Below are 21,801 nucleotides of genomic sequence, written 5' to 3' on the forward strand. Positions count from 1 at the left end.
AGAAGGAGCCCCGATGGCGAACCCCCCGACCTTCCCCTACGACGAGCGCGACCTCGCCCGCTTCCGCGAGACCCAGCAACTCGCCTACGACTGCGCCGAACAGGTCGCCGCCTGGATCGAACCGGGCGTCACCGAGCGCCAGGCCACCGCCGAACTGCGCCGCCGCCTGGTCGCCGCCGGGGTGCAGGACTTCTTCCACGTCCCGTTCGCCTGGTTCGGCGACCGCACGGCCTTCCGGCACTTCCACACCCCGCTCCAGTTCTTCGCCGGCAACCGCCGCCTGGAGGAGGGCATGCCGTACGTCCTGGACTGCGCGCCCATCGTCGACGGCTACACCGCCGACATCGGCTACGGCGGCAAGGTCGGTGAGAACCGGGTCTGGGACCGCCTGGCCGCCGACCTCCAGGTGTACCGCGAGCTGATCCTCGCCGAGGTGCGCGCCCGCCGTCCGCTCGACGAGGTGTACGCGGCCGTGGACGCGCAGATCGTCGCGCACGGCTACGACAACCGCCACCAGGTCTACCCGGGCCGGGTGATCGGCCATCAGGTCACCCGCACCACCGTGCGCGGCCCGGCCGGGGTCAACGTCCTCGGCTTCGGCGTGCGCACCCTGCAGACCCTCGGGCGCGAGCTGATCTCCGAGCGCCTGCAAGGCCGTTCACCGCTCTGGGCGGACGGCCGGTCGTCCCGGCACGCGCCCACCCCGGGCCTGTGGGCGGTCGAGCCGCACATCGGCTTCCGCGGCGTGGGCATCAAGTTCGAGGAACTGCTGGTGGTCACCGAGGACGACGCCCACTGGCTCGACGACGACCTGCCGCACGTCCGCCGCTGGACGGCGGGCGCCGCCCACGACGTTGCCCTGGAGGCCGCCCGATGACCACCCCCGCCGCAGACGCCCCGAAGGCCGCAGCTGCCCCGAAGGCGCCGGCCGCCCCGCCCGTGCGCCGCCGCACCGTGCACTCCGACGGCCTCCCGCTCGCCGTCTTCGAACAGGGCGACCCGGCCGCCCCCACCGTCCTCCTGGTGCACGGCTACCCGGACACCCACGCGGTCTGGGACGACGTCGCCGCCGACCTCGCCCGCGACCACCACGTGGTCCGCTACGACGTGCGCGGCGCCGGCGAGTCCGGAGTACCCGCCACCCGGGACGGCTACCGGCTGGAGCACCTGGCCGCCGACCTGTTCGCGGTCGCCGACGCCGTCAGCCCCGACCGCCCGGTGCACGTGGTCGCCCACGACTGGGGCTCGCTGCAGTCCTGGGAGGCCGTCACCGAGCCCGGCTCCGAGCGGCGGATCGCCTCGTACACCACCATGTCCGGCCCCTGCCTGGACCACATGGGGTACTGGCTGCGCCACCGGATGCGCCGGCCCACCCCGCGCCACCTGCGCCAACTCCTCCACCAGGGCCTGCACTCCTGGTACATCACGGCCTTCCACCTGCCCTTCCTCGCCCCCGGCGTGTGGCGCCTGGGCCTGGCCCGGGCCTGGCCGCGGGTGCTGCGCGACCTGGAGCAGGTCACCCCGCGGCCCGACCACCCGCAGCCCGGCCTGCGCCGCGACGCCGTCCGCGGCATCGAGCTGTACCGGGCCAACTTCCGCCCCACGCTGCGCAGTCCGCGCGAGCGGCCGACGCAGGTGCCGGTCCAGCTGATCACCCTCACCCGGGACCGCTACGTCGCCCCGTTCCTCTCCGAGGGGCTGGAGCGCTGGGTGCCCGAGCTGACCCGACGGACGCTGCACGCCGGCCACTGGTCGGCGCTGCTGGAGAAGGGAGCCACCGTGGCCGAGATGGTCCGCGAGTTCACCACCCGCATCGAGACCGGGGCCGCCGAGCCGGCCCGGGAGCAGGGCGACGGCCGGCTGGTCGTCGTCACCGGCGGCGGCAGCGGCATCGGCCGGGCCACCGCGCTCGCCTTCGCCGAGGACGGCGCCCGCGTCGTGGTCTGCGACCTCGACCTCGCCGCCGCCGAGCGCACCGCCGAACTCGCCTCGCTGCTCGGCCCGCAGGCACACGCCTACCGGGTGGACGTCGCCGACGGCGCGGCGGTGGACGCCTTCGCCCAGACGGTCGCGGAGGAGCACGGGGTGCCCGACGTGGTGGTCAACAACGCCGGCATCGGCCACTCCGGGACGTTCCTGCAGACCACCGAGAAGGAGTGGCAGCGCGTCCTGGACGTCAACCTCTGGGGCGTCATCCACGGCTGCCGCGCCTTCGGCACGCTGATGGCCGACCGCGGCCAAGGCGGTCACCTGGTCAACGTCTCCTCGGCCGCGGCCTACCTGCCGTCCAAGGCGCTCACCGCGTACGCGACCAGCAAGGCCGCGGTGTTCATGCTCTCGGACTGCCTGCGCGCCGAACTCGCCGGGCACGGCATCGGCGTCTCCACCATCTGCCCGGGCATCGTCAACACCAACATCACCCGCACCTCCACCTTCTCCGCGACCACCGCCGACCAGCAGGCCGCCAAGCAGGCCCGCGCCGCCAGGCTCTACGCCCGCCGCGGCTTCCCCCCGGAGAAGGTCGCCACCGCCATCCTCACCGCCGTCCGCACCGGCAAGCCGGTCGTCCCCGTCACCCCCGAGGCCAAGGCCGCCCGCTTCCTCTCCCGCCTCAGCCCCGGCCTCCTGCGCCTGGCAGCCCGCCTCAACGTCACCTGAGCGGCCCCTGCGGGCCTGCGGTATCGGCAACACTTGCTCCCGTATATCGCAGGCCCGCTTCGCTCCGGGAGGTTGACCCGAGGGCCCCGTCGGGCCTGTGAGAGCATCGAGGCCCATGGAGATGACAACGGCTCTGTGGTCCTTCGCCCTCGTCGTGGGGCTGCTCACGCTCACACCCGGGCTCGATACCGCGCTGGTGCTGCGCACGTCCGCGCTCGGGCGGCGGCGTCAGGCGTGGGGGGTGGTGCTGGGGATCCAGACCGGGACGCTGGTCTGGGGGACGCTGACCTCTGCCGGGGTGACGGCGCTGCTGACCGCCTCGCAGGTGGCGTACGAGGTGCTGCGCTGGGGCGGGGCCGCGTACCTGGTGTGGATGGGCGTCGGCATGCTGCGCAGCCGGGGCGGGGAGGCGGCGGCCGAGGAGGAGCCGGCCGAGGGCGGCTTCGGGTACGGCTGGCGGCGCGGCACGCTGACCAATCTGCTGAACCCCAAGGTCGGGGTGTTCTACGTGGCCGTGCTGCCGCAGTTCATCCCCGCTGGGGCCCCGCACTTCGCCGCCGGGGTGGCGCTCACCTGCGTCCACGTGGTGGAGGGCGTGCTGTGGTCGGCGGTCCTGGTCGGTTTCGCCCAGGCGCTGCGCGGCTGGTTGCGCCGCCCGGCTGCCCGGAGGCTGATGGACCGGGTGACCGGCGCGGTGGTGGTGGGCTTCGGCGTGAAGCTGGCGCTGAGCGACTGACCGCCGGCCTCAGGCGGCGTGCGTCCGTCGCGTGCGTCGTGCCTGTCGCGCCGCCCGGGGCTCCTCGGGGGTGGCCGGTGCCTCGTGGTGGATCGGGCCGTCCCCGGCGTTGAGCGGCAGGCAGCTGCCGCCGCGCCGGTGGGCGATGATCTCGGCGGCGACGGACACGGCCGTCTCCTCGGGGGTGCGGGCGCCGAGGTCGAGGCCGATGGGGGAGCGCAGCCGGCCGATCTCGGCCTCGGTGAGCCCGACCTCGCGCAGCCGCGCCTCGCGGTCGCGGTGGGTGCGGCGCGAGCCCATCGCGCCGACGTAGCCGACCGGCAGCCGCAGGGCGCGTTCCAGCAGCGGGATGTCGAACTTGGCGTCATGGGTGAGCACGCAGAGCACGGTGCGCCCGTCGATCCGGTCGAGCTGGGAGTCGAGGTAGCGGTGCGGCCAGTCGACGACGACCTCGTCGGCCTCGGGGAAGCGCTGCTTCGTGGCGAAGACGGGCCGGGCGTCGCAGACGGTGACGCGGTAGCCGAGGAAGCGGCCGATCCGGACGACGGCGGCGGCGAAGTCGATGGCGCCGAAGACGAGCATCCGCGGTGCGGGCACGTAGGACTCGACGAAGCAGGTGACGGTGCCCTGGTCGCGGTCGTCGCAGGGGCGTCCGTCGAGGCCGAGCACGATCCGGCCGGTGCGTCCGGCGTCGAGCATGGCCCGGGCCTCGGTGACGATCGCCTGTTCCAGCGCGGTCAGGAGGTGTCGCGCGGGGCGCGTCGCCGCAGGGGCGGCGGCGGGCGACGGCTGGGCCGTCGAGGAGGTGGGGGGGAAGGCGGGGGAGAGGGCGCCGTGGTGGGTGTCGGCGGTGACGGCGACGGTGGCGCCGACGAGTCCGTCGGGCCCGGCGATCACCCGGGCGAGCGCGACCGGGGTGCCGGAGGCGATGTAGGCGATGCCGGCGTCGAGTCCGTCGTCGGCCCCGGGCCGGATCGGCTGGACGAACACGTCGAGGACGCCGCCGCAGGTCAGGCCGACGGCGAAGGCGTCCTCGTCGCTGTAGCCGAACCGCTCCAGCACGGGTTCGCCGGACTCGATGGCGGCCTGGCACAGCTCGTAGACGGCGCCCTCGACGCAGCCCCCGGAGACGCTGCCGATCGCCTCGCCGGCCGCGTCGACGGCCAGGGCCGCCCCTGGGTCGCGGGGCGCGCTGCCGGAGACGCCGACGACGGTGGCCACGGCGAAGGAGCGCCCGGCCGCGTGCCAGGCCTGCAACTGCTCGGCGATGTCCTGCATGTCGGGGAGCTCCTTACACAAGCGAGGGTAGACGGGAGGTGCCGCCGTACGGGAAACGATTCCCGCACGGCGGCGGTGCGGCCAGGCCCTGTCCGGCCGAGAAGGCCTAGTGCACGCCCAGCCAGGACTTGATCGGGGTGAGCGCGAAGTAGACCACGAAGACCCCGGTGAGGATCCACATCAGTGGGCCGGGCTCGCGCCACTTGCCGGTGCCCGCCTTGATGACCGTGTACGAGATGACGCCCGCGGCGACACCGGCGGTGATGCTGTAGGTGAACGGCATCAGGGTGCAGGTGAGGAAGGCCGGGATGGCGACCTCGCGGTCGGACCAGTCGATGTGCCGGGCCTGGCTCATCATCATCGAGCCGATCACGACGAGGGCGGCGGAGGCCACCTCGGTCGGGACGATCGCGGCGAGCGGCGAGAAGAACAGCATCAGCGCGAACACGCCGCCGGTGACGGTCGAGGCGAGGCCGGTGCGGGCGCCGTCGCCGACACCGGTGGCGGACTCGACGAACACGGTCTGGCCGGAGGCGCCGGACAGGCCGCCGATGGCGCCGCCGGCCCCGTCGATGAACAGGGCCTTGGAGAGGCCGGGCATCCGGCCCTGCTTGTCGGCCAGTCCGGCCTCGGTGCCGACGCCGATGATGGTGGCCATCGCGTCGAAGAAGCCGGCCAGCACCAGGGTGAAGACGGCGACCGAGGCGCTGATGGCGCCCAGGCCGTGGCTGCCGAAGGCACCGAAGAGGTCGACGTGGCCGAAGAGGCCGAAGTCGGGCGCGGAGACCGGACTGCCCGGCCACACCGGGGCGGAGCTGACCCAGGTCTTCGCGGGGAGGTCGGCGACCGCGTTGATGACGAAGGCCGCCACGGTGCCGCCGGCGATGCCGATCAGGATCGCGCCGCGGACGTTGCGGGCCAGCAGGACGAAGATCGTCAGCACGGTGAGGCAGAAGACCAGGACGGGCCAGCCGGCCAGCTCGCCGAAGGGGCCGAGCGCGAGCGGCGTGGGGCCGCCGGTGTGCACGAAGCCGGCCTTGACCAGGCCGATCAGCGAGACGAAGAGGCCGATGCCGATGGTGATGGCGTGCTTGAGCGGCAGCGGGATGCCGTTCATGATCTTCTCGCGGAGCCCGGACACGACCAGCAGGACGATCAGCAGGCCGTAGATCACGCACAGGCCCATGGCCTGGGGCCAGGTGGTGTGCGGCACCACCAGCGCGGATATCACGCCGGAGACCGAGAGCCCGGCGGCGACCGCCAGGGGGACGTTGCCGACCACGCCCATCAGGATCGTGGTGACGGCGGCGGCGAGCGCGGTCGCGGTGGTGAGCTGCGCGTGGTCCAGCTTGAGGCCGTTGACGTCGGCGCCGCTCAGGATGATCGGGTTGAGCAGCACGATGTAGGCCATCGCCATGAAGGTGGTGAGGCCGCCGCGGATCTCGTTGCCGAAGGTCGATCCCCGGGCCGTGATCTTGAAGTACGCGTCCAGTGCGTTCTTCGGCGCGGGCACGGGCGCGGGGGCGGGCGCGGGGGCCGGGGCCGGTGTGGCGGTGTCGTCCTCGGTGGGTCTTTCTTCCGTGGGGCTGTGTTCCGTGGGGATCTGGGTCATGTCCACTCCCAAGTGTCAAAGGGGGTTGGGGTGGGCGAGCCGACCTGACTGCCAGTCAACGAGGTTGGCGCAGGGGGACTGCTCGACTCGCTGGGCGCACTGTGGCGGTGCCTGCGGTGCGTGGGTGGTGCGCACCGCTGCAGAACCCCGGCGTGGGAGGGGCAGCGGGATGGTGCGGTCGCGTGCCGGTGGGTGGTGCACGCGAGTGGGGGTGGCGCGGTGGAGCGGCCCCGGGGCGGCGGGGAAGACGGTCGCCGCCCCGGGGAGGTTCTCCTGCATCCCGGCCGTGCTCCCCGGGGCCCGGAGCCCGGGGGAGCTTGCGGGCTCCGGGGGCGTCAGGCCCCGGGGGCCTCCGTGGTCAGGTGCTCGGGCCGGACCGGGATCCGGTTGAGGGCCAGGCCGGTGGCGTTGCGGATGGCTGCCACGATCGACGGCGTCGCCGACACGGTCGGGGCCTCGCCGACGCCGCGCAGCCCGTACGGGGCGTGCGGGTCGGGCAGTTCGAGGATCTCCACCGGGATCGGCGGGGTGTCGAGGATGGTGGGGATCAGGTAGTCGGTGAAGGAGGCGTTGCGCACCTTCCCGTCCCGCACGATGATCTCCTCCATCACGGCGAGGCCGAGCGCCTGGGTGCAGCCGCCCTGGATCTGGCCGACGACGGAGAGCGGGTTGAGCGCCTTGCCGACGTCCTGGACGGCGGTGAGCTCGACGACCTTGACCAGGCCCAGTTCGACGTCCACGTCGACCACCGCGCGGTTGGCGCAGAAGGTGTACTGGACGTGGCCGAAGCCCTGCCCGGTCTCCTTGTCGAAGGGGACGGTCGGGCGGTGGTGGTGTTCGCGGGTGAGGTCGATGGCCTCCTCGCCGAGCAGGTCGACCATGGGGACCAGCACGCCGGCGCTCTCCGAGACGACCTTCCCGGCGATCAGCGTGATGTCGCCGTGGGTCCAGCCGTAGCGGCGGCGGCCCTTCTCGATCAGTGCCCGCCTGACCGCCTCGGCGGCGAGCTTCACGGCGCCGCCGGTCATGTACGTCTGGCGCGAGGCGGAGGTCGATCCGGCCGATCCGACCTCGGTGTTGGCCGGGTGGATGGTGACCAGTTCGACGCCCAGTTCGGTGCGGGCGATCTGGGCGTGCACGGTGACGCCGCCCTGGCCGACCTCCGCCATCGCGGTGTGCACCATGGCGACGGGCTCGCCGCCGATCACCTCCAGGCGCACCCGGGCGGTGGAGTAGTCGTCGAAGCCTTCGGAGAAGCCGACGTTCTTGATGCCGACCGAGTAGCCGACGCCGCGCACGATGCCCTCGCCGTGCGAGGTGTTGGACAGCGCCCCGGGGAGCTGGCGCACGTCCGGGTGCTCGGTGTCCAGTGGCGGCGGCAGCGGCATCTCCTTGGCGCGCCGCAGCAGTTCGGCGACCGGGGCGGGCGAGTCGATCTGCTGGCCGGTGGGCATGCGGTCGCCCTCCGACATGGCGTTGAGCTGCCTCAACTCGACCGGGTCCATGCCGAGTTCGGCGGCCAGCTTGTCCATCTGCGACTCGTAGCCGAACGCGGCCTGGACGGCGCCGAAGCCGCGCATGGCGCCGCAGGACGGGTTGTTGCTGTAGAGCGCGATGGCGTGCATCCGCACGTTCGGGATCACGTACGGGCCGTGCCCGAGCGAGGCCGCGTTGCCGACCACGGCGGGCGAGGCGGAGGCGTACGCGCCGCCGTCCAGCACGATCCGGCAGTCGGCGAAGACCAGCTTGCCGTCGCGGGTGGCGCCGTGCTCGTAGTGCATCCTGGCGGGGTGGCGGTGCACGTGGCCGAAGAAGGACTCGTCGCGGGCGTAGACGATCTTGACGGGCTTGCCGGTGTGCTGGGCCAGTAGGCAGGCGTGGATCTGCATCGACAGGTCCTCGCGGCCGCCGAAGGCGCCGCCGACGCCGGCCAGGGTGAGCCGGACCTTCTCCTCGGGCAGGTCGAGCACCGGGGCCATCTGCTGGCGGTCGACGTGCAGCCACTGGGTGGCGATGTAGAGGTCGATGCCGCCGTCCTCAGCGGGCACCGCGAGGCCGGACTCGGGGCCGAGGAAGGCCTGGTCCTGCATGCCGACCTCGTAGTCGCCGCTGACGACGACGTCCGCGAGCGCGCGGACCTCGTCGGTGACGCCGAGGCCGGAGACCAGCCGCTGCTCGTGGCAGATGTTGCCGTACCCGTGCGACTTGTACTCGTGCGGCTCGTGCACGTAGCCGTGGGTGGCGGGGTCGAGGCACTGCTCCTCGGTGACGATCGGGGTGAGCACCTCGTACTCGACCTTGATCTTCTTCACCGCGCGGCGGGCGGTCTCCGGGTGGTCGGCCGCGACCAGGGCGATCGCCTCGCCGTGGTAGCGGACCTTGTCGATGGCCAGGGCCGGCTGGTCCTGGATCTCCAGCCCGTAGTACTTCGCGCCGGGGATGTCCTGGTGGGTGAGGACGGCGTAGACGCCGGGCACCTTGAGCGCCTCGGAGATGTCCACCGACAGGATGGTGGCGCGCGGGTGCGGCGAGCGCAGCGCCGTGCCCCAGAGCATGTCCTCGTGCCACATGTCGGAGGAGTACGCGAACTCGCCCTTGACCTTGAGGTGGCCGTCCGGGCGCAGCGGCGAGCCGCCGATGCCGTCCTTGCTGGCCTGCCGGATGTCCTGGAGGTTCTTCTGCCCCTGGATGGTGCGGGTGGTCATTGCGACACGGCCTTTCCGGCGCACGTGCGGGCGGACGCCAGCCGCACCGCGTCCATGATCTTCTCGTAGCCGGTGCAGCGGCAGAGGTTGCCCGACAGCGCCTCGCGGATGTCGTTGTCGCTCGGCTGGGCGTCCCGCTCCAGCAGCGCGTCGGTCTGCACCAGCAGGCCGGGGGTGCAGAAGCCGCACTGGACGGCGCCGGCATCGATGAACGCCTGCTGGACGAGGCCGAGTTCGCCGTTCTCGTCGGTCAGGCCCTCGACCGTGCGCACCTCGCGGTCCTGCACCTGGCCGGCCGCGACCAGGCAGCTGCAGACCGGCACGCCGTCCAGGTAGACCGTGCAGGAGCCGCACTCGCCCTGCTCGCAGGCGTTCTTGGAGCCCGGCAGGCCGACCCGCTCGCGCAGCACGTACAGGAGGCTCTCGCCCTCCCAGACGTCGTCCGCCTCGACCGGCTTGCCGTTGGCGGTGAAAGTCACCCTCATGCCGCGCTCCTGATCTGCTTGCTGTAGTCGTTCCAGGTCCAGGTGAGGGTGCGGCGGGCCATCACGGCCAGTGCGTGCCGGCGGTAGTCGGCGGTGCCCCGGACGTCGTCGATCGGCGAGGCGGCCGCCTTGACCAGCTCGCCGAAGCGCTGGACCACCTCGGCGCCCAGCAGGTCGCCGGACTCCCAGAGGCCGCGCTCGGCGAGCACGCCCCCCAGGTACTCCTCGGCCTCGACGGCGCGGCGCGGCGTGGGGGCGGCCGAGCCGATGCCGGTGCCGACGGTGCCGTTCTTCGGGTGGAGGGCGAAACCGAAGGCGCAGACCGCGATCACCATGGCGTTGCGGGTGCCGATCTTCGAGAACTGCTGCGGGCCGTCCGCCACCGGGATGCGCACGGCCCGGATCAGCTCGTCGGCCTCCAGGCTGTTGCGCTTCACGCCGACGTAGAAGTCGTCGATCGGGATCAGCCGGGTGCCGCGCACGGAGGCGGCCTCGACCAGGACGTCCCGGCCGGCCGCCAGCAGCGCCGGGTGGGAGTCGCCAGCCGGGGAGGCTGCGCCGAGGTTGCCGCCGACGCCGCCGCGGTTGCGGATCTGCGGCGAGCCGACGGTGTGGGCCGCCAGCGCAAGCCCGGGCAGCGGCCCGGACAGCTCGTCGATGATCCGGGAGTAGGGGACGGAGGCGCCGAGCCGGACGACGCCGCCGTCGTTCGACCACTGGGTGAGCTCGGTGATGCGGTTCAGATCGAGAATCGCGGATGGCCGGTGCACGTCGAAGTTCAGCTCGACCATGACGTCCGTACCGCCCGCGATGGGCAGTGCGGTCGGGTACTCGGCCTTCGCCGCGAGTGCCTCGTCCCAGGTAGCGGGCCGAAGGAACTCCATGCGGGTGTCTCCTCAAGTCGTCGCCTGCCGGACGGGTGGGCACAGTGCCCGGAACTCGGTGTTCGGACCTCTCAACCAACCGCTTCGTCGCCTCCGCGTCGGGCCCCGGTCACCGGGCTGCGTCCGGCGGCGTGTCGCCCAGTGAACCGCCGCGACGGGGCCCACAGGCAGTCACCGATGGCATGAAGCCCCGGCTGTGCTCCCGCCCGGCATCCTGTACGTTCCTCTAAGGAGAGGAATGCGCAGCCCAGGTGTTCACCAGGTGCTACCTACGACCGTAATCCGGCCGTGATTCGCAAGCGACGGGCCCGTGATCCGGTCGCCCGCCCGGACGTGACGACAAGTACGGATGTTCGGGCACACTGTGACCCCCGACCGAACGCTCGGGCCTCCCCCGTTCGGCCCACCCCCTCAGCCCCATCCCACCCTCAGCCCCGTTAGGAGTCCGCGGATGCGTGTCCGTGACCTGCTCGCCCCCGGCGCCCCGCGACTGCGCCTGCTCGCGGCCGAGGACGAGCTGGACCGGCAGGTCAGCGGCGTCATGACCACGGACCTGCACGACCCCGGCCGCTACCTGCACGGCGGCGAGCTGGTGCTCACCGGCATGCTGTGGCGCACCGCCCCGGCCGACTCCGAGCGGTTCGTGCGGACCATCGTGGCCGGCGGCGCGGTCGCCCTGGCGGCCGGCGAGGCCGAGGTCGGCCCGGTGCCCGAGGACCTGGTGGAGGCCTGCCAGCGGCACCGGATGCCGCTGCTGGCCGTCCCCGACGACATCGCCTTCGGCACCGTCACCGAGTTCATCGGCCGCCAGGTCTCCGCCGACCGCGCCGCCGACCTCGCCGCCCTCGTCGACCGGCACCGCCTGCTGGTCTCGGCGGCCGGCGGCGGCGGGCTGGACGCGGTGCTGGACCTGCTCGGCGGCGACCTCGACCTCGACTGCTGGGTGCTCACCCCCACCGGCGCGGTGATCGCCGGCCCCGCCGACCGCCTCCCGGCCGAGGACCGCGACCAGCTGGTCCGCGCCCACCTCGGCGCCCAGCGCCAGCGCCGCCGCCCCCCGCACCGGGCCCGCCTGGCCGGCGGCTCCTACTCGCTGCTGCCCGCCCCGGCCTCGGCCGACCACCAGGCGCCGCTGGCCGACTGGGTGCTCGCGGTGGCCGGCGATGTCACCGAGTGGACCGCCAAGCGCCAGCAGCTCGCCGAGAACCTGGCCCGGCTGGTCGCCGCCGAGCGCCACCGCCGCGACGAGGGCCGCCGGCTGCGCCGCCGCCTCGCCGACGAGGTGCTGGCCCTGCTCCAGCGCGACGCCGACCCGGCCGAGATCAGCCGCACCCTGTACGCCTCCACGGCGATGGCCGCCCGCTACGAGAGCGTCGAGCCCAAACCCCAGGCCCAGGACGGGTCCTGGCTGGTGCTCAGCGCCGAGGGCACCGGCCTGCCCGAGGGCGTGGTGCGTGCCGTCCTGGAGGAGGCGCTGGGCGGCACCACCGACCGCGCGCTGGTCGCCGGGGCCGGCTCCGGTGCCGTCGTGGTGCTGCCCGTCCTGGACGGCCCGGTGCCCGCCGAGACCCTGCGTGACCTGCTCGCCCCGCTGGAGGCGGGCCTCGGCTCGGAGGGCCGGATCACCCTCGGCGTCTCCGCCCCCGCCTCCGAGGCCGGCGGCCTGCGCGGCGCCCTGGAGGAGGCCCGGCACGCCCGCCGGATCGCCGCCGCCCGGGTCGGCCGGGTCTGCGTGGCGGGCCCCGAGGAGCTGGCCTCGCACGTGCTGCTGCTGGCGGCCGTCCCGGACGAGGTCCGCCGCGCCTTCCGCAGCCGGCTGCTGGACAAGGTGATCGCGTACGACATCGAGCACCAGGCGGACCTGGTCCGCACCCTGGAGGCGTTCCTGCGCTCGGACGGCTCCTGGACGCGCTGCGCCGCGCAGCTGCACGTCCACGTCAACACCCTGCGCTACCGGATCGGCCGGATCGAGGAGCTGACCGGCCGTGACCTCTCCCGGCTGGAGGACCGGGTGGACTTCTACCTGGCGCTCGAACTGGCCTGACGGGTCGGGACGGCCGGGTCCGAGGGCTGGGCCTGACGGCCGGGCCTGAGAGCCGTGCCGCATGCAGGAGGGGCCCGCCGCGAGTGCTTGCGGCGGGCCCCTCCTGCATGATCGTTACTGCGTGGGACTACTGCGTGGGACTACTGCGGCGGGATGACCGAGGTCATCCACTCGAAGATGCTCGGCACCATGGTCTTCCACAGCTCGGTGGTGTGCGGGCCGTTGCTCTCCTGGACCTGCACCTTGGTCGGCTCCTTGGCCGCCGCCGCGATCGCCTGGCCGTCCTCCAGGCCGTCGCCCTTCTTGCCGCTGATGTAGAGGCTGACCTTCGGCGGCTGCTGGGCGCTCTTGAGGATGTTGACCGGGTTGTTGGCCTCGCGCAGCTTCGGGTCCTTGCCGACCAGGGAGTCGTTCTCGGACGCCGGGTCGTTGTAGCCGGACATCGAGATCGCGGCCCGGTACCGGTTGGGGTGCGCCAGGGACAGCTTGGCCGCGCAGTGGGCGCCGGCCGAGTAGCCGGCGATGCCCCAGCGGTCCGGGGACGGGTCGGCGCGGAAGTTGTCCATGATCATCTGCGGGACGTCCCGGGTGAGCCAGGCGTCGGCGTTGATCTTGCCGGGGATGTCGGTGCAGCCGGCGTCCTGGTGGTTGCCGAGGAGCAGGGTGCGCGGCGAGACCAGGATGAATGGGGAGACCTTGCCCTGCTGCATCAGCGGCTTGAGCTGCTCGGAGACCTTGAGGGTGCCGTACCAGGTGGAGGAGGAGCCCGGGTAGCCCGGGATCAGCTCGACCACCGGGAACTTCTTGTCCTTGAACGCCGGGTCGTTGTACTGCGGCGGCAGCCAGACCAGGACCTCGCCGTCGACCCCGGACACCTGGCCCTTGAGCTCGGTCTTCTGGACGTCGCCGGGCACCGCCGGGTCGCCCACGCCGGCGAACTTCTGGAGCGCCTTCGGCGGCTGCTTGGCCGCGTCGCCAGTGCCCTGGCCGGCGCCGTCCTTGCCCGCGGCGCCGCCCTGGTCGGCCGGCGCCACCTGCGGCACGGCCCGGACGTGGTCGCCGGTGCCGAGCAGGTCGTCCCAGTTGCCGTAGATCAGGTTGGCGTTGTTGACCATCACGAAGACCATCAGCACGGCCGTGATCTGGCAGAACATGATCATGACGAGCCTGGACAGGATCCGCACCGGGTTCGGCCCGCGGACCTTGCCCCAGTACAGGAGCGCCACCGCGATGGACACCGGCACCAGGATGACGGTGAGGATGAAGAATGGCGTACCTGTCAGTTGCATCAAGTTCTCGTATCCGGGTTGCTGGCCGCCCGAGCCCCACTCGCCCGAACGCACTCCAATGGCATTGGACGGCGCTGAACCGATGATCGGTTGCCATCCGAATCTGTGCGGAACCTGAGAGGAACATCACGTTTCCTGTGATGTTCCTGTTTCGGGTCGGCGCTAAGTCTGCCACCCGGACGGCCGTCGTCCGGACGAGATGTCCAGCGAACTTCCAGGAAGGTCCCCCGGGGCACCTTACCTCCCGCGTCGCGGGCGCCGCCGGGCGAGGCGGTGTCATCCACGTGCCGCCCGGCCAGAGAGACTAGGGGGATGAGCACAACCCGCTTTCGCCCGTCCCGCCGCTTCTGGCCCGTCTGCGCCCTCCTGGCACTCGCGGTCACAGCGGCCGGTTGCAGCAGTACCGGAGGCCGCCGTGCCGAGGAGGCCCGCGCCAAGGCGTCGGCCGCCGGCGGCAGCGCCGTCACCACCCCGCGCTGGAAGGTCGCCATGGTGACCCACGCCGGGGCCGGCGACGCCTTCTGGGACAGCGTGCGCAAGGGTGCCGAGCAGGCCGCCGCCAAGGACAACATCACCTTCCTGTACTCCAACGACGCGCAGACCCAGAACCAGGTCCAGCTCGTCCAGGCCGCCATCGACCAGAAGGTCGACGGCCTGCTGGTCACCCTCGCCAAGGGCGACGCCATGGCCGACGTCCTCGGCAAGGCCAAGGCCGCCGGCATCCCCGTGATCACCGTCAACTCCGGCCAGGAGTACTCCGCCAAGTTCGGCGCGCTCACCCACATCGGCCAGGACGAGTCCACCGCCGGCCAGGCGGCCGGCACCGAGCTGGCCGGCCGCGGCCGCAAGAACGTGCTCTGCGTCATCCACGAGCAGGGCAACATCGGCCAGGAGCAGCGCTGCTCCGGCGCCCAGTCCAAGGCCGGCGGCGCCTTCCAGGTGCTGTACGTGGACGGCGTCAACATGCCCGACGCCCGCGCCGCGATCTCCGCCAAGCTCCAGGCCGACCCGGCCATCGACACCGTGCTCACCCTCTCCGGCCCGATGGCCGCCACCGGCCTCCAGGCCGTCCAGGACGTCCACCGCGCCGTCGAGCTCGACACCTTCGACCTGGGACCGCAGGTGGTGGCCGGCCTCAAGTCCGGCTCCGTCGGCTTCGCCGTCGACCAGCAGCCCTACCTCCAGGGCTACGAGGGCGTCGACCTGCTCTGGCTGTACAAGTCCAACCTGGACATGCTCGGCGGCGGCAAGCCCGTCGCGACCGGCCCGCAGATCCTGACCAAGGACGACGCCGACGCGCTCGCCGAGTACGTCGCGAGGGGGACCAGGTGAGCACCACCGACGTCCTCGCCCAGGACCGCCCGGCCGCGCTGCGCCGCCTCCTCGCCCGCCCCGAGCTCGGCTCGCTGATCGCCGCCGTCGCGGTGTTCACCGTCTTCGCGGTGGCCGCCGAACCCTTCCTGCGGGTCTCCTCGCTGGGCACCGTGCTCTACGCGGCGTCCACCATCGGGATCATGGCCGTCCCGGTCTCGCTGCTGATGATCGGCGGCGAGTTCGATCTGTCGGCGGGCGTGCTGGTCACCACCGCCGCGCTGACCTCCTCGATGGTCTCCTACCAGTTCACCGCGGTGACCTGGGTCGGCGTGCTGGTCTCGCTCGCCGTCACGCTGGCCGTCGGCGCCTTCAACGGCTGGATGCTCGGCCGCACCCGGCTGCCCAGCTTCATCGTCACCCTCGGCACCTTCCTGATGCTGACCGGTGCCAACCTCGGCGTCACCAAGCTGGTCTCCGGCACCGTCTCCACCAAGCCGATCTCCGACATGGAGGGCTTCGCCGCCTGCCGCTGGCTGTTCGCCTCCGAGGTCACCGTCGGCGGACTGACGATCAAGGCCACCGTCTGGTGGTGGCTCGGCCTGCTCGCGGTCGGCAGCTGGGTGCTGCTGCGCACCCGCTTCGGCAACTGGATCTTCGCCGTCGGCGGCGACGCGGACGCCGCCCGCGCGGTCGGTGTGCCGGTCGCCCGCACCAAGACCCTGCTCTACCTCGGCGTCGGCTTCGGCGCCTGGGTGCTCGGCCAGCACCTGCTGTTCTCCTTCGACACCGTGCAGTCCGGCGAGGGCGTCGGCAACGAGCTGATCTACATCGTCGCGGCCGTCATCGGCGGCTGCCTGATCACCGGCGGCTACGGCTCGGTGGTCGGCTCCGCGCTCGGCGCGCTGATCTTCGGCATGGCCAGCAAGGGGATCATCTACGCCCAGTGGAACCCGGACTGGTTCAAGTTCTTCCTCGGCGCGATGCTGCTGCTCGCCGCCCTGCTGAACGCGTACGTCAAGCGCCAGGCCGAACGGGGGCCCCGATGAAGACCGAACTGCTCGTCCTGGAGGGCGTCGGCAAGAGCTACGGCACCGTCCGCGCCCTCCAGGACGTCTCGCTCACCCTGCACGCCGGCGAGATCAGCTGCGTGCTCGGCGACAACGGCGCCGGCAAGTCCACCCTGATCAAGATCATCTCCGGGCTGCACCAGCACGACGAGGGCACCTACACCGTCGGCGGCGAGGAGGTCCGGCTCGACTCCCCGCGCCAGGCCCTGGACCGCGGCATCGCCACCGTCTACCAGGACCTCGCCGTCGTCCCGCTGATGCCGGTCTGGCGCAACTTCTTCCTCGGCTCCGAACAGGGCCACCGCCGCTGGGGCGGCCTGCGCCTGGACGCCGAGGCGATGCGCGCCACCACCCGCGAGGCGCTCGCCCGGATGGGCATCGACCTGCACGACGTGGACCGCCCGATCGGTACCCTCTCCGGCGGCCAGCGCCAGTGCGTGGCGATCGCCCGGGCCGTGCACTTCGGCGCCAAGGTGCTCATCCTGGACGAGCCGACCGCGGCGCTCGGCGTCAAGCAGTCCGGAGTGGTGCTCAAGTACGTCACCGCCGCCCGCGACGCCGGGCTCGGGGTCGTCCTGATCACCCACAACCCGCACCACGCGTACCTGGTCGGCGACCACTTCACCCTGCTCAAGCGGGGCCGGATGGCCGGCAGCCACCCGCGCACCGAGATCGGCCTCGAACAGCTCACCACCGAGATGGCCGGCGGCTCCGACCTCGCCGAACTCTCGCACGAGCTGGCCCGGCCCACCGAGCCTGAGCCCCGCACCGAACCCCAGCCCCGCACCGAACCCCGGCCCCGCACCGAACCCCAGTCCCGCACCGAACCCCGGCCCCGCACCGACCCCGAGCCCCGTCCTGACCCCGAGCCCCGTGAGGAGCGTCCGTAGCCGTGACCAGCCCCCAAGGCAGCACCCGGCCGGCCGTCCTGCCCACCCTGCTCGGCCTCGGCCCCCGCGCCGAGCGCCGCCGCCGCGCCCTGCCCGCCGGGATACTGCGACTGCCCACCATCGGCGTCGACATCGGCGGCACCAAGGTGGTCGCCGGAGTGGTCGACGGCGAGGGCACGGTGCTGGAGAAGCTGCGCACCGACACCCCCGACAAGAGCAAGAGCGCCAAGGTCGTCGAGAACGTCATCGTCGACCTGGTGTTGGAGCTCGCCGACCGGCACGACGTCCACGCCGTCGGCATCGGCGCGGCCGGCTGGGTCGACGCCGACCGCTCCACGGTGCTGTTCGCCCCGCACCTGAACTGGCGGGGCGAGCCGCTCCAGCAGGCGCTCAGCGAGCGGCTGCGCTTCCCGGTGATCGTCGAGAACGACGCCAACGCCGCCGCCTGGGCCGAATGGCGCTTCGGCGCCGGGCGCGGCGAGGACCACATGGTGATGCTCACCCTGGGTACCGGCATCGGCGGCGCCGTCGTCCGCGACGGCTACGTCGACCGCGGCAAGTACGGCCTGGCGGGCGAGTTCGGCCACATGCAGGTGCTGCCCGGCGGCCACCGCTGCCCGTGCGGCAACCGCGGCTGCTGGGAGCAGTACTCCTCCGGCAACGCGCTGGTGCGCGACGCCCGCGAACTCGTCGCCGAGGAGTCCCCGGTGGTGCAGCCGCTGCTCGCCCGGGCCGGCGGCACCGTCGAGGGCATCACCGGACCGCTGGTCACCGAGGCCGCCCGGGCCGGTGACCCGACCGCCACCGAACTGCTCTACGAGGTCGGCACCTGGCTCGGCGTCGGCATCGCCAACCTGGCCGCCGCGCTCGACCCGGGCCGCTTCGTCATCGGCGGCGGCGTCTCCGAGGCCGGCGACCTGCTGCTCGGCCCGGCCCGGGACACCTTCCGCCGCACCCTCACCGGGCGCGGCTTCCGGCCCGAGGCCAGCATCGTGCACGCCGCACTCGGCAACGAGGCCGGCCTGGTCGGCGCCGCCGACCTCGCCCGGCAGGTCGCCCGCCGGTTCCGCACCATCAAGCGGCGCCGGGTCGAGCGCAGCGGCGTCTGACCGCCCTCTCCCCGATCGCGTCGGCCGCGTCAACTACCGGTTGGTAGCGGTGCGGTGTGATTGTCGGGACCATGCCTCCTGTGAGACAACGGAGTTGACGTCGACTCAGGAGGACTCGGATGAGGGCTCTGGCCCGGATCGCACCACCGCTGCTGCTCGCCACCGCCCTGGTCTGGTCCTGCGCCGGGCCGGCCGGGGCGGCGGGGGCGGCCCCGCCGCCGAAGGCCCCCGAGGCGGTGGGCCGGGGCGGAGCTGTGGCCAGCGTCGACGCCGACGCCACCGCGGCCGGCATCGAGGTGCTGCGCAAGGGCGGCAACGCGGTCGACGCGGCGGTCGCGACCGCGGCCGCCCTCGGCGTCACCGAGCCCTACTCCTCCGGCATCGGCGGCGGCGGGTACTTCGTCTACTACGACCACGCCACCGGCCGGGTGCACACCATCGACGGCCGCGAGGTGGCCGGCCGCACCGCCGACAGCGGGCTGTTCCTGGAGGACGGCAAGCCGCTGGCCTTCGCCGACGCCGTCACCAGCGGCCTGTCCGTCGGCGTCCCCGGCACCGCCGCCACCTGGGACACCGCCCTGCGCCAGTGGGGCACCCGCACGCTCGCCGACGCCCTCAAGCCCGCCGAGCGGATCGCCGACAACGGCTTCGTCGTCGACCAGACCTTCCACGGTCAGACCGCCGACAACTACGACCGGTTCAAGGACTTCCCGGACACCGCCAAGCTCTACCTGCCCGGCGGCAAGCCCCCCGAGGTCGGCACCGTCCTGCGCAACCCCGACCTCGCCGCCACCTACCGGCTGCTCGCCAAGGACGGCGTCAAGGCCTTCTACCAGGGCGACCTCGGCAAGGACGTGGCCGACACCGTCCAGCACCCGCCGGTCGACCCGGCCTCCGGCCGCAAGGCCCGCCCCGGCAAGATCGACACCGCCGACCTCGCCGCCTACCAGGTCCGCCGCCAGGCGCCCACCCACGTCCCGTACCGGGACTACGACGTCTACTCCATCGCCCCCTCCAGCTCCGGCGGCACCACCGTCGGCGAGGCGCTCGGCATCCTGGAGGACGGCGACCTCGGCGCGTACAGCGACACGCAGTACTACCACCACTTCCTGGACGCCTCCCGGATCGCCTTCGCCGACCGCAACCGCTGGGTCGGCGACCCGGCCTTCGGCGACGTCCCCACCAAGGAACTGCTCTCCGCGCGCTACGCCGCCTCCCGGGCCTGCCTGATCAGCCCCGACCGCGCCCTCACCAGCCCGCTCGCCCCCGGCGACCCGCGCCACCCCGCCGACTGCGCCGAGGCCGGCCCCGCCGTCGCCGAGCCCTACGAGGGCCCCAACACCACCCACCTCAGCGTGGCCGACCGCTGGGGCAACGTCGTCTCCTACACCCTCACCATCGAGCAGACCGGCGGCAGCGGCATCACCGTCCCCGGCCGCGGCTTCCTGCTCAACAACGAGCTCACCGACTTCGACTTCACCCCGCTCACCCCGGGCGTCCCCGACCCCAACCTGCCCGGTCCGGGCAAGCGGCCGCGCTCCTCGATCTCCCCGACCATCGTGCTGCGCGACGGCGAACCGCTGCTGGCCACCGGCAGCCCCGGCGGCGCGACCATCATCACCACCACCCTCCAGGTGCTGCTCGGGCGGCTCGACCGGGGCCTGAGCCTGGAACAGGCCATCGCCGCACCGCGCGCCAGCCAGCGCAACACCGTCTCCACCCAGGCCGAGCCCGGCTTCCTGGCACTGCCCGAACGGGCCGCCCTGGAGGCGCTCGGGCACAGCTTCACGTCCGTCGCCGAGATCGGCGCCGCGACCGGCGTCGAACGGCTGCCGGACGGGCGGTGGGTGGCCGCGGCCGAACCGGTCCGGCGCGGAGGCGGCTCCGCGGCGGTGGTCCGGCCCACGGGCTGACCGGGCCGCAGGCCGGCCGGGCCGCGCTGTCGGTGCCGGGCGGTATGTTCGGGGTGGGCGTCCCCTCGGGGGGTGCCCACCCCTCGTCTTGACCGGACCACCTGTCCGTACCGAACCACCCGTCCGTACCGAACCGCCCGTCCGTACCGAACCACCGGGAAGGCCGCCCGCCGTGACCGTCCGCATCGCCACCTGGAACATCAACTCCGTCACCGCGCGGCTGCCCAAGCTCCTGGAGTGGCTGGAGAGCGCCAAGCCCGACGTGCTCTGCCTCCAGGAGCTCAAGTGCGCGGCCGACGCCTTCCCGTACGAGGAGGTGCGCGCCCTCGGGTACGAGACGGCGGCCCACGGCACCGGCCGGTGGAACGGCGTCGCGATCGTGTCCCGGCTCGGCCTGGACGACGTCGTGCGCGACCTGCCCGGCCAGCCCGGCTACCTCGCCGACGGCGCCCTGCTGCCCGACGTCGAGCCGCGCGCCGTCGCCGCCACCTGCGGCCCGGTCCGGGTCTGGTCGGTCTACGTGCCCAACGGCCGCGAGGTCGACCACGCCCACTACCGCTACAAGCTGGAGTGGCTGCAGGCGCTGCGCACGGCCGCCACCGAGGACGCCGCCGGGCCCCGCCCGTTCGCCGTCCTCGGGGACTTCAACATCGCTCCCGCCGACGAGGACGTCTACGACGTCGCCGCGTTCGAGGGCCTCACCCACGTCACCCCCGCCGAGCGGGCGGCGCTGGAGGCCCTCGGCGAGGTGGGCCTGCACGACGTGGTGCCGCGCCCGCTCAAGTACGACCGCCCCTACACCTACTGGGACTACCGACAGCTGGCCTTCCCCAAGAACCGGGGCATGCGGATCGACCTCACCTACGCCAACAAGCCCTTCGTGGACGCCGTCACCGACAGCTATGTGGACCGCGAGGCCCGCAAGGGCAAGGGCACCTCGGACCACGCGCCGGTCGTGGTGGACCTCGACCTGTGAATCACCCTGGGTGAGGGGCGGTAACCCGAACGGTCCCGACCGGTGGCCGGGTCCGGGCGGGCTGCCTACTGTCGGGCATAACCGGGTGCAGTTGTTCGACCACGTGGACATCGGAGTCCCCCCGGCTGCGCCCGAGAATCCCGGAGGTTCCGGCATGCGCCCCATGCGTACGGCCGCCGCCGCCCTGATCGGCGCGACGGTGCTGACCGGCCTGACGGCCCCCCTTGCATCCGCCAGGGACGGCTCGGCCTCGGTCAGCCCGTCCCAGGCCGCACCGGGCCAGACCGTGAAGCTCACGGTCTCCTGTGAGAAGTCGGACAAGCCCGACGCCAAGACCATCACCGCCCACTCCGCCGCGTTCGAGGGCGGTCCGGCCACTCTCACCCTGGGCTCCGACGGCAAGCACAGCGGCTCGGCCCGGCTGGCCGGCCAGCACTCCGGGGACAACAAGATCGACGGCACCTGCCCGGACGGCGGGGCGTTCTCCACCAAGGTCGCGGTCGCCGGCGTCCCGGTCGCCGGCTCCGACAAGGGCTCCGACAAGGGCTCTGACAAGGGCTCCGAGAAAGGCCCCGAGAAGGGGCCCGAGAAGGGTCCCGAGAAAGGCCTCGGCGACTGGGGCAAGGCGGCCGGCGAGTGGGCGGGTTCGCTCGGCCAGTCCGGCGCCGGCGGCCAGCAGGTCGCCCCGCACGGTGCCGTCAACACCGGCCTCGGCGGTTCGGTCGCGGCCGATCCGGCGGAGCTGGCCGGGGGCCTGGCCCTGGTGGCGGGCGGCGTCGGAGGCTTCTGGCTGCTGCGGCGGCGCGGTGCCTGATGGGCACCGCGCCTTTTTGTTTTCCCC

Annotated in this window: 17 protein-coding genes; 11 read left to right on the plus strand and 6 right to left on the minus strand. The window is 72.9% G+C overall.

The window, feature by feature from the left end; all coding sequences use genetic code 11:
- Positions 1–13: 13 nt before the first annotated feature.
- The 3 genes from A6F73_RS26095 to A6F73_RS26105 all read left to right on the plus strand — a co-directional run bounded on the left by A6F73_RS26095 (position 14) and on the right by A6F73_RS26105 (position 3,394).
- Positions 14–877 carry a M24 family metallopeptidase gene (locus tag A6F73_RS26095; protein ID WP_063350016.1) on the plus strand — a complete coding sequence of 288 codons (864 nt, stop codon included), beginning with the start codon at positions 14–16 and terminating at the stop codon, positions 875–877.
- Positions 874–2,658: an SDR family oxidoreductase gene (locus A6F73_RS26100; protein WP_079136017.1), complete on the plus strand. Its 1,785-nt coding sequence runs from the start codon at positions 874–876 to the stop codon at positions 2,656–2,658. Before A6F73_RS26095 ends, A6F73_RS26100 begins: the two co-directional genes overlap by 4 nt.
- A gap of 115 nt (positions 2,659–2,773) precedes the next feature.
- Positions 2,774–3,394 (plus strand): LysE family translocator, encoded by a 621-nt coding sequence (locus tag A6F73_RS26105; protein ID WP_063350017.1) that lies wholly within the window; start codon positions 2,774–2,776, stop codon positions 3,392–3,394.
- Between the two features lie 9 nt (positions 3,395–3,403).
- Here the strand turns inward: A6F73_RS26105 and A6F73_RS26110 are convergent, their stop codons facing one another.
- The 5 genes from A6F73_RS26110 to A6F73_RS26130 form a co-directional block, all read right to left on the minus strand.
- Complete coding sequence (locus tag A6F73_RS26110; protein ID WP_063350018.1) at positions 3,404–4,672, minus strand: XdhC/CoxI family protein; 1,269 nt, start codon at positions 4,670–4,672, stop codon at positions 3,404–3,406.
- Positions 4,673–4,778: 106 nt separating this feature from the next.
- On the minus strand, positions 4,779–6,284 hold the full coding sequence (locus tag A6F73_RS26115; RefSeq protein ID WP_079136018.1) for an NCS2 family permease: 1,506 nt from the start codon (positions 6,282–6,284) through the stop codon (positions 4,779–4,781).
- A 335-nt stretch (positions 6,285–6,619) separates the two neighbouring features.
- On the minus strand, positions 6,620–8,989 hold the full coding sequence (pucD, locus tag A6F73_RS26120; RefSeq protein ID WP_063350019.1) for a xanthine dehydrogenase subunit D: 2,370 nt from the start codon (positions 8,987–8,989) through the stop codon (positions 6,620–6,622).
- Entirely contained in the window at positions 8,986–9,474 is a 489-nt protein-coding gene (locus A6F73_RS26125) for a (2Fe-2S)-binding protein (RefSeq protein WP_063350020.1), read from the minus strand. Before A6F73_RS26125 ends, pucD begins: the two co-directional genes overlap by 4 nt.
- Positions 9,471–10,358 (minus strand): FAD binding domain-containing protein, encoded by an 888-nt coding sequence (locus tag A6F73_RS26130; RefSeq protein ID WP_063350021.1) that lies wholly within the window; start codon positions 10,356–10,358, stop codon positions 9,471–9,473. Before A6F73_RS26130 ends, A6F73_RS26125 begins: the two co-directional genes overlap by 4 nt.
- A 451-nt stretch (positions 10,359–10,809) precedes the next feature.
- On the opposite strand from A6F73_RS26130, the gene A6F73_RS26135 reads away from it, so the two are divergent.
- Positions 10,810–12,402 carry a PucR family transcriptional regulator ligand-binding domain-containing protein gene (locus A6F73_RS26135; protein WP_063350022.1) on the plus strand — a complete coding sequence of 531 codons (1,593 nt, stop codon included), beginning with the start codon at positions 10,810–10,812 and terminating at the stop codon, positions 12,400–12,402.
- 140 nt (positions 12,403–12,542) lie between these two features.
- Here A6F73_RS26135 and A6F73_RS26140 read toward each other — a convergent pair whose 3' ends face one another.
- Entirely contained in the window at positions 12,543–13,691 is a 1,149-nt protein-coding gene (locus tag A6F73_RS26140; protein WP_063350023.1) for an alpha/beta hydrolase-fold protein, read from the minus strand.
- Between the two features lie 312 nt (positions 13,692–14,003).
- Here A6F73_RS26140 and A6F73_RS26145 point away from each other — a divergent pair, with 312 nt between their 5' ends.
- From A6F73_RS26145 to A6F73_RS26175, 7 genes are all read left to right on the plus strand, one after another.
- On the plus strand, positions 14,004–15,023 hold the full coding sequence (locus tag A6F73_RS26145) for a sugar ABC transporter substrate-binding protein (protein ID WP_063350024.1): 1,020 nt from the start codon (positions 14,004–14,006) through the stop codon (positions 15,021–15,023).
- Positions 15,020–16,051: an ABC transporter permease gene (locus tag A6F73_RS26150; protein WP_063350025.1), complete on the plus strand. Its 1,032-nt coding sequence runs from the start codon at positions 15,020–15,022 to the stop codon at positions 16,049–16,051. The genes A6F73_RS26145 and A6F73_RS26150 overlap by 4 nt, the downstream gene beginning before the upstream one ends.
- Complete coding sequence (locus A6F73_RS26155; protein ID WP_079136019.1) at positions 16,048–16,962, plus strand: ATP-binding cassette domain-containing protein; 915 nt, start codon at positions 16,048–16,050, stop codon at positions 16,960–16,962. Before A6F73_RS26150 ends, A6F73_RS26155 begins: the two co-directional genes overlap by 4 nt.
- A 47-nt stretch (positions 16,963–17,009) precedes the next feature.
- The gene (locus A6F73_RS26160) at positions 17,010–18,071 is read left to right on the plus strand and encodes an ROK family glucokinase (RefSeq protein ID WP_244293708.1); all 1,062 of its coding nucleotides are present in this window, start codon (positions 17,010–17,012) and stop codon (positions 18,069–18,071) included.
- A gap of 119 nt (positions 18,072–18,190) precedes the next feature.
- On the plus strand, positions 18,191–19,984 hold the full coding sequence (gene ggt, locus A6F73_RS26165; protein ID WP_063350027.1) for a gamma-glutamyltransferase: 1,794 nt from the start codon (positions 18,191–18,193) through the stop codon (positions 19,982–19,984).
- A gap of 172 nt (positions 19,985–20,156) precedes the next feature.
- Complete coding sequence (locus A6F73_RS26170) at positions 20,157–20,960, plus strand: exodeoxyribonuclease III (protein ID WP_063350028.1); 804 nt, start codon at positions 20,157–20,159, stop codon at positions 20,958–20,960.
- A gap of 154 nt (positions 20,961–21,114) precedes the next feature.
- Positions 21,115–21,774 (plus strand): hypothetical protein, encoded by a 660-nt coding sequence (locus tag A6F73_RS26175; protein WP_063350029.1) that lies wholly within the window; start codon positions 21,115–21,117, stop codon positions 21,772–21,774.
- Positions 21,775–21,801: the final 27 nt, after the last annotated feature.

Origin of the sequence: Streptomyces sp. MJM8645, assembly GCF_001625365.1 — a bacterium.
Classification (GTDB): Bacteria; Actinomycetota; Actinomycetes; order Streptomycetales; family Streptomycetaceae; genus Kitasatospora.